We start from the raw sequence: 6260 nt of genomic DNA, 5'->3' as shown, positions 1-6260 counted from the left end.
TTCTGGTTGAGAGCCAATCTTCGTATTCGTTTCCGTTCCAAACTTTGAGGACATCTCCCTGGCTGTTGTCGAGTTGTTTGATTCTTCTGTGGCCCAGGTTGATTCTGATTCCTGCTCCGAAGCGGTATTCGTAATTTCTGCTTAAAGAGTAGTATTCTTCTGCTCTGGTTGTGGTTCTCCAGGAGTGTCCTGTGATTTGGTCGATTCTGTCTTCTGCCTGGACTATCCATTCGTTGACGGTTGTGAGGGAGGGTTTGGTTGAAGCGCTGAATGCCGTGCTTAACTGGAGTTCGTGCTGGATGTCTTCTGCGTTGCAGTAAGTTGTGGTAACGCTTCCTGCGCTGTCGCTGGTCCAATAGTCCAGTGTGATATACATTGAGTCCAGGATTGGGTTGAGGAATGTTATCAGGTCGCCTGTTTTGGTGTAGTGGACTCCTGGTTGGAGTGTTGTTCCCCCGACGACTATTGAAAAGTTTGCGTCTTGGGCGTTGCTGTATGCCAGGGTGTAGGTTCTGTTGGTGTCCCCGTTGCTTCCTGTGAGGTCGCTTCCCCTGATGTCTTCGTGTCTTGGGTTGAGTGGCATTTTTATGTTCCTCCGTTCAGTGTTATCTTACAAGACGAGCCGATATTTAATTGTTGCCCTGTTGTGAGTGGTTGCATGTTGTCTGCAGTTATTTGTGCGTTGCAGGTTATGCTTCCTGTTCCCGTTCCTGTGATGTTGTACCCGTCTATGTTGCAGTTGTTGCTTATGGTGCATCCTTCGCTGTAGTCCCATTGCCAATTGCTTGCTGGGCTTGGGCAATCGCAGGAACTTCCTCCTCCTGTCAGGGAGATTGTGAGGTTTGTTGGTTGCGTGAGTGTTGATGTCCAAGTGTTGGTTCCGTTTTGGTCTTTGGCTCTGCAGAGGAGTTCTGAGTAGGTCATTCCGTTTTTGCTGGTTACATCCCAGGAGTACCCGCTTGTGCCTGTGTAGTTTCCAATTGTTTCTTCTGTTCTCTGGTTTCCGAATGTGACATCGAGGAATGCGTAGTCGACATAGAGGGATACTTCCCAGGCGTTTGCTTCTATTTCCCCCCATTCCATGAGTTTGATTCTCATTGTTCCTGTGTTGTTTATCCATCCTTCGCTGGGTGTTACGCTGTTGTCCAGCGTCCAGGAAACTGTGTACAGTTGGTCGTCATAATTTCCGCCTGCTTGGTCGCCCACATTTATTCTGTCGTCTGTTCCTGCGAATTCTACCCATTCTCCTGTGTTCCAATCGTAGACGAATGCGGAGAGTTGTCCGTATCCTGGGTATGTTTGGCCGTCCCAGAGTACGCTGCTGGTTGGGCTGTCTTCCCATTCTGCGTTGTCGTTTGCGCAACCGTTGTTCGGTGCGTTTCCTGTGTTGCAGAATTTGATTTTAAAGGTCATGCTTCCTATTTGGCTTGCGTTGTTTCCTGAAAGGTCGTAGTCGAAGGTCATTGTGTAGTTGGCGAGCAAACTTCCCGAAGACCAGTCGATGTTTCCGACAGCGTAGCATGTTGTTCCGCTGCTGCATGTTGTTCCGCCGTCTTCTGTGGTTGCGTATGATGGGTTGTTGTAGTCGGTTGAGAAGTCGATTGTTCCTGGGTTTCCTGTGGTTTCGATGTCTTTGGTTGCTGTTGTGAGTGTTTTGTTTGTTGTGGTGTTGAGGATTGGGGAGTAGTATGCTGCTTTGAGGTCGTAAGTTATGGTGTCCCCGTCTGGATCTGTGCTTTGGCACTTCATTGTGACGGGGCTGGAGGTTATTGTGGTGTTGCAGGTTCCTCCGTTGCAGGTTATGCTTGATGGTGTTGTTGGTGGACCGTTTGTTTCTATGTACTTGAATGTGAGGGTTGAGGTTCCGTTATAGAAAGTGATTGGCAGGTGCGTTCCTGAATAATTGCTTGCCCAGGACGGGATTCCGAATGTTGCTGGGTTTGGGAAGTATGCTGTTGCGGCTCCGCTTTGGTCCAGGTCTATGAGGAGGACATCCCACAGCCAGGTCTGACCGTCGTCTGTGCTTATTCCGTAGTAGAGGTTTTGGTTGTCCGTTACGCTGGCGTCTTCTCTCTGGTATACCACTACTGCTCTGCTGTCGTTGGTTGTTATGATTGGTATTCTGTTGTTTGCGTTCTCATAATCGACTACTGTGAATGCTTGTTCCTGGTCTGAGAGGGTTGTCCAGGGGGAGTTCCAGGTGCTTGCGTTTTGTCTTTGGACTACTATTTTTCCGCCTTCTGTGAATGCGGCCCATATTCTGTCCTGGTCGTCCACCCAGGTTCCTGCTCCTCCCATGTCTACTCCGTCATAAGTGTATATTTCGTTGTCAGCCCAGGTTCCTGTCCATTTGTCGATTAAGTACTTGTCGTGGTGCAGGTTCCACCATGTGACGAATACTTGGTTGTCGCTGGTTACGACAACATCAGCCATTCTGTTTCCGTTTCCTCCCTGTGTGGGGCTTCCGTCCCATTCCACTCTGACATCCGTTTGGTTGAGGTCGTGGCAGTCAGCGTTCTCTGGAGTGTTCCACTGCCCTGTGCTTTTGTTGTAGTAGTGGAAAAACACCCATCCGTTGCCGTAATCGCTTGAGCCATCGCCTGTGTAGTTTAAACTCATATCGCTTGCCCAGGCCAAGTATATGTTGGAGTTTTTGTCTGCTGCTATGCTTGCGCCTTCGTAAGGTCTGAAGCCGCAGGGGTATTGGTTCACATTGTGGATTGTGAATTCGTTCCATGTGGTCCAGTCGTCTGACGAGTTGAAAACCCTTATTTCTACGCCATTACCTACTGCTGCTGCTATCCAGTGAGTTCCGTCTGGGGCTATCGTGTAACTTGCGCTTCTGACAGTTCCTACATGGAGGAGTTTGTGCATTGTCCATGTTTGGCCGTCATCTGTGCTTTTGTATACTCGGAGGTCGCTACTGGAATCGCTTGCGGCTATCCACCAGTTCCCGTTGCTGTCTTTGGCTGTGCTTCGCTGGTTGTTGTTAAAACTGCTTATTGTGGCTACGGCTGGATCGAAGTTGTCCTGATGGCATACTCTTAAAGTGTGTGTTTTTGGGTTGTAGGTAAGGCGCCCTACTTCTCTTTGTTCCTGGATTGTCCAGCATTCTCTCGGATCGTTCCTATCGCATACAGTTATGTTAAAGGTTTTGACCTGCATGTTGTTCTCTATTCTGACGGGACATCTGGTTTCTTCGTGTGTGAGGGGATCTGTGCAGTTTCGGTATCCGATTACTGCGTCGTACCCTTCCATTCTCTGGACATTGGTTACGAGGTAGCATCCTGCGTTCTCGAATCCGAATTTGATATTTCCGTCGGGTGTTGTTTCGAGTTGCATGAGGTTTCCTGGGCTGTAGGTTACGGTGCTGTTCAGGATTGTGAATGTTTGTCTGTTCTCTTTGAGAACTTCGTATTGTCTGGACTTGACGATGAATGGTCTGTCATCTTTGGCTTCGTCGAGAAGGAGTTTGTTCCTGGTTATGCTTTTCATGTCCAAGTAGTAGCAGCGGGTGCGTGTTGTTTTTCTGCACCAGCGTGTGGTTCTTTCGACGCTGCAGCGGTAGCGTCCCAGGGCGGGTGCGAATTTGGATAGGTGCAATGGCTTGTCTGGAGTGATGAGTTTCCAGGTTCCGTAAGTTCTGCCTTTCCTGCAAACATCGTAGTTGGGGTTGTCTGTTGTTTGTTGGAGGACGAGGGTTGCTCCGTTAAGAAGGATTATTATTGTTATGAGTCCGCCGATTACGGTCTGTTTTGCTTTCATACTTACTCACTGGGTTTTTTTATGTGGAGCAAATGCTTCCGCCAGAGTTGAAGGTTATGCATTGGACTCCTGTCACATTCTTGTTGCTCATTGCGAGGTTTCCCGTCATGGTGTCGCCTGTTGTGTCCACATAATTGTCAGTTACTGCGAAGTCGAGTTTTCCGTTTAAATCGTCGTATGTGACTGTGATTCCTGTTTCTGTGTTTCCGCTGACCATTGCTCCTGTGTAATCTTCGACTTGTTCCTGAGTGAGTTGCGTGTCGGCATCGCTTCCGTCGCAGAGGTCGGCGCTTCCTGTTATTGCCGTGCAGAGTTCGCTTCCCGAATGCCATTCGAAGTCCCCGCCTGTTACTTCGTAGGTGAGGATGTCTTCGTCTGATGGCGTGTCTACGACTTTAAGGTCGGCTTCTTGTATTGTGTTGTCCGTTATGTCTGCGCTGCTTATTGCGAAGTCAGATATTTGGCTTTCGGTGATGCTTATTGCCGTGCAAGTGAGGGTGTCGCCCAGGGCCGTGATGGTTTGGCTTGAACTGCATGCTGATGGGTAGTTGTTGAGTTTGCTCCAGGAGAGGGCGTTGACTTCGTTGTCGCTTATGACTCCTGCGTTGATCGTGCAGCCGTCTTCTGCTCCTGTGCAGGAGAAGTCGCCGAATGATTCTGCCGTGAGTTCTGTGTCGTCTATGCTGGATCCGAAGGGTTGTCTGGCGTCGATGGTGTTGTTGAGCTCTGTTTCGTTCAGGTGTAGCGTGACGGCTCCCGATGTGCTTCCGCCGTACAAGTATTTTCCTGGAGTGTTGACTTCTGTGATGTCCCCGCTTCCCGTTCCTGCTTCGGACAGGCAGATTCCCCCTGTAATGCAGAGGTCTGAAGCGTTTACTTGGCCTGTTGTTATGAGGTTTCCTGCGTTGTCGCTGTCGAACACATAATTTTCTACCTGGGATTCGGAGAGTTGCGTGTCGACTTCTGTGATGTCTATTGTGTTTCCTCCGCTGATGCTTATTTCGTCAGTTGTGGGGTTGTACGAGAGTGTTTGGCTGTCTGTGTTGTCCAGGAGGTCTGTTGCTTCGTATCCGTCCAGGGTTCCTGTGTTGGCTATGTTGCAAGTGTTGCCGTCGCAGGTTGTGTCCGTGTCTGTTACGGGGTTGACCGTGCAGGTTATGTATCCTGTTGTGGAAGAATAACTGCACCATTTGGCGTCTGTAAATGTTCCCTGGTCTGTGAGGTCTGACCAGTCCACTTCTCCTGGTTCTGGGTTGTCGTCGTCTGTTCCTCCCAGGTTGTGGAAGTCGTTGCTTACTGCTGTCTGGAGTTCGGCGAGGGTGTTGTACCAATATTCGTTGAGCACTCCGCTGGCGTTGACATAGGTGCTGCTGTTGACATTCAGGGTTGGTTCCTGGCTTTTGAGGAGGTAATAGTTCGCCCCGTATGTCGTGTTAAAATAGAATTGGTTGGCTGTGTCGTTGTAGACGAGTCCGTTTGTGAATCCCTTCCCTACTGCGTCTTGTATTTCTTCTGTGGTGTTTCCCCCGCCACTTCCTCCAGACGGCCAGGAAGATATGCAGTCAGGTGCGTTGTTGTTGAGGCAGAATTTGTCGGCTGTTATGTTTGTGAAGTTGTAAATTTTGAATATTCCGAGTCCTGAAAAATCCCCGAAGGGGCTGGTGTCTGCTGCTATGGTAAGAAGGGGGATGAGTAGTGCGATGATTGCGAGGAGTGTTATTGTTTTGTTCTTTGTCATCGTGAGGGCCTCCGCTAAAAAAATAAAGGTTTGGTCGTCGTTTTATGCTTTGACGACCACAAAGTAAACTTGGCCTTTATGGTAATACGGCACCATGAGGTCTGCGGCCACCACATTGCCTGTGAGGGCTGTGTCTATCGTGGTTGTGTCTGTGGGGTTGAATGGGCCGTATATGTTGACATCTCCTGAAGCCATTTACCTCACTCTCCTATGGCGTACCATATTCCGTCTGCGTTGGCGTCTGTCACTATTGTGATGTCGCCTGTGCTTGTCGGGAACGACTCATTCACTACGGGTGCGTTGCTTGCTACTGCTGCTCCTGTGAGTTGCACCGCAAAGAATTCTACTCTGCGGAGGCCTGTTTTGATGTCGCCGCCTGTATCTGTTGCTCCGTTGGTGAAGGTTCCCGACACCATTCTCTTGCGTCCCAACACTTCTGGAACTCCGTTGTTGTTTACCGTGTATGCGAATGCCATTCTTATTCTCCCTCCTTCTCAATTTTTTTGAGCAGCAGTTTAAGTTCCTTCTCTGTGAGTTCTTTTGGCTTCTCTCCGAACTTGAGTTGCTGCAGGAACAGTTCTTTGTCTTCGTATGCTTTGACGAGTTTTTTGATTTTTGCCTCCGACAGTTTGGTTCCCTTCAGCCATTCTTCGAGTTCTTTGTCGGCACTTTTTCTCGGTTCCACTTTTGGTTTCTCTCCCTTCTCTTTGAAGCGTGGGTTCTTCTTGAAGAACTCAATGTCTTCTTTGTTGTGAAC

At 49.2% G+C, this 6260-nt stretch carries 5 protein-coding genes; all 5 read right to left on the bottom strand.

The genetic code is table 11. The features are described from left to right. On the bottom strand, positions 1–583 hold a 583-nt coding region (locus D6783_03900; protein RME52749.1), incomplete at its 3' end, for a hypothetical protein. Between the two features lie 2 nt (positions 584–585). After that, on the bottom strand, positions 586–3765 hold the full coding sequence (locus D6783_03895) for a WD40 repeat domain-containing protein (protein ID RME52748.1): 3180 nt from the start codon (positions 3763–3765) through the stop codon (positions 586–588). 19 nt (positions 3766–3784) lie between these two features. After that, positions 3785–5503, bottom strand: coding sequence for a hypothetical protein (locus tag D6783_03890; GenBank protein RME52747.1), 1719 nt, complete (start codon positions 5501–5503; stop codon positions 3785–3787). Positions 5504–5703: 200 nt separating this feature from the next. After that, positions 5704–5979: a hypothetical protein gene (locus D6783_03885; GenBank protein ID RME52746.1), complete on the bottom strand. Its 276-nt coding sequence runs from the start codon at positions 5977–5979 to the stop codon at positions 5704–5706. A 2-nt stretch (positions 5980–5981) separates the two neighbouring features. After that, the coding region (locus D6783_03880) for a hypothetical protein (protein ID RME52745.1) at positions 5982–6260 on the bottom strand (279 nt) is incomplete at its 5' end.

Source organism: Candidatus Woesearchaeota archaeon (genome assembly GCA_003694805.1).
GTDB lineage: Archaea > Nanobdellota > Nanobdellia > Woesearchaeales > J110 > J110.
The sequence above is the reverse complement of the archived record's forward strand: the minus strand, read 5'-3'. Positions and strand labels throughout refer to the sequence as shown.

What these genes read in the sequence shown, in the direction of transcription:
- D6783_03895 (RME52748.1), bottom strand. Translation starts at nt 3,765, where the DNA reads ATGAAAGCAAAACAGACCGTAATCGGCGGACTCATAACAATAATAATC.
- D6783_03890 (RME52747.1), bottom strand. Translation starts at nt 5,503, where the DNA reads ATGACAAAGAACAAAACAATAACACTCCTCGCAATCATCGCACTACTC.
- D6783_03885 (RME52746.1), bottom strand. Translation starts at nt 5,979, where the DNA reads ATGGCATTCGCATACACGGTAAACAACAACGGAGTTCCAGAAGTGTTG.